Consider the following 1,592-nt stretch of genomic DNA (forward strand, 5'->3'; position numbering starts at 1 on the left):
TATTTTAACAAGACGATTCTATTTTTATAAATAGTCTCGATCTTACACTTCATTTTACAATGGAGAGTTTGATCCTGGCTCAGGATGAACGCTAGCGGCAGGCCTAATACATGCAAGTCGGACGGGATCCATGAGTAGCTTGCTACTTATGGTGAGAGTGGCGCACGGGTGCGTAACGCGTGAGCAACCTACCCATATCAGGGGGATAGCCCGAAGAAATTCGGATTAACACCGCATATTACCATTAAATGGCATCATTATATGGTTAAATATTTATAGGATATGGATGGGCTCGCGTGACATTAGCTAGTTGGTGAGGTAACGGCTCACCAAGGCGACGATGTCTAGGGGCTCTGAGAGGAGAATCCCCCACACTGGTACTGAGACACGGACCAGACTCCTACGGGAGGCAGCAGTAAGGAATATTGGTCAATGGGGGCAACCCTGAACCAGCCATGCCGCGTGCAGGATGACTGCCCTACGGGTTGTAAACTGCTTTTATCGGGGAATAACCCCTTCTACGAGTAGGAGGCTGAATGTACCCGAAGAATAAGGATCGGCTAACTCCGTGCCAGCAGCCGCGGTAATACGGAGGATCCAAGCGTTATCCGGATTTATTGGGTTTAAAGGGTGCGTAGGCGGCTTTTTAAGTCAGGGGTGAAATACGGCAGCTTAACTGTCGCAGTGCCTTTGATACTGAAGAGCTTGAATGCGTTTGAAGACGGCGGAATGAGACAAGTAGCGGTGAAATGCATAGATATGTCTCAGAACACCAATTGCGAAGGCAGCTGTCTAAGTCGTTATTGACGCTGATGCACGAAAGCGTGGGGATCGAACAGGATTAGATACCCTGGTAGTCCACGCCCTAAACGATGATAACTCGATGTTTGCGATATACAGTAAGCGTCCAAGCGAAAGCGTTAAGTTATCCACCTGGGGAGTACGCCCGCAAGGGTGAAACTCAAAGGAATTGACGGGGGCCCGCACAAGCGGAGGAGCATGTGGTTTAATTCGATGATACGCGAGGAACCTTACCCGGGCTTGAAAGTTAGTGAAGGGAGCAGAGACGCTTCCGTCCTTCGGGACACGAAACTAGGTGCTGCATGGCTGTCGTCAGCTCGTGCCGTGAGGTGTTGGGTTAAGTCCCGCAACGAGCGCAACCCCTATGTTTAGTTGCCAGCACATTATGGTGGGGACTCTAAACAGACTGCCTGCGTAAGCAGAGAGGAAGGTGGGGACGACGTCAAGTCATCATGGCCCTTACGTCCGGGGCTACACACGTGCTACAATGGATGGTACAGCGGGCAGCTACACAGCAATGTGATGCGAATCTCGAAAAGCCATTCACAGTTCGGATCGGGGTCTGCAACTCGACCCCGTGAAGTTGGATTCGCTAGTAATCGCGTATCAGCAATGACGCGGTGAATACGTTCCCGGGCCTTGTACACACCGCCCGTCAAGCCATGAAAGCTGGGGGTACCTAAAGCATGTAACCGCAAGGAGCGTGTTAGGGTAAAACCGGTAATTGGGGCTAAGTCGTAACAAGGTAGCCGTACCGGAAGGTGCGGCTGGAATACCTCCTTTCTAGAGAC

General features: G+C 51.1%; 1 rRNA gene. It reads left to right on the plus strand.

Annotated elements, in window-relative coordinates:
* The first annotated feature begins 56 nt into the window (after positions 1–56).
* Positions 57–1,584, plus strand: a 16S ribosomal RNA gene (locus AC6CHH_RS16370).
* Positions 1,585–1,592: the final 8 nt, after the last annotated feature.

It is taken from the genome of Sphingobacterium sp. GQ94 (assembly GCF_059758715.1).